The organism is Polaribacter sp. 20A6 (assembly GCF_011378915.1).
Classification (GTDB): Bacteria; Bacteroidota; Bacteroidia; order Flavobacteriales; family Flavobacteriaceae; genus Polaribacter; species Polaribacter sejongensis.
This window is the reverse complement of record NZ_WTPZ01000152.1, coordinates 1-509: the sequence shown is the minus strand read 5'-3', so window position 1 is coordinate 509 and position 509 is coordinate 1. Positions and strand designations below refer to the sequence as shown.

At 52.7% G+C, this 509-nt stretch carries 1 protein-coding gene; it reads right to left on the bottom strand.

Translation table 11 applies throughout. The annotated features are described in order from the left end of the window. Nucleotides 1-263, bottom strand: a 263-nt coding sequence (locus tag GQS57_RS19075; protein WP_240915534.1) for a hypothetical protein, incomplete at its 3' end; no start/stop codon positions are given. Between the last annotated feature and the right edge of the window lie 246 nt (nt 264-509).

Here is a 509-nt window from a genome sequence, read left to right as displayed (position 1 = left end):
CCGATCTGGTCCGTGGCCACTAGCCTGTCCGCTTCCCTTGCCCTGTCCCGGTCCGTGGCCACTAGCCTGTCCACTTCCCTTACCCGGTCCACTTCCCTGTCCTGGTCCACTGCCCTGTCCGCTAGCCTGGCCTTGTCTTCTATGCGGTCCCTGCTGGCTTCCCTGGCCTGGTCCACTGCCCTGTACTGGACCACGTGGTTCACTGCATGCAAAGCCACTGGTGGTTGGGCAACACTTCTGTGTGGTCGGACACTGTCCATCATTGAAACAGCTTTCAGCCCACAGTGGAATCATCTCCGGTATGGGACACTGACCCGGCTTCACTGTGCTTCGTCTTTGAATGATGCGAGTCGTGTTCAGGTATCCAAACAGACACGATAAAACAGCAATCAACAAGAAATAAACTCGAGCTGTCATCCTCGCTGCCTGCGATCTCACAACAATCATTGCTAGAAAACACGTTAAATTGGTGCATCAAAAGAAGTAAACAACAAAGCACAAAAAAATAA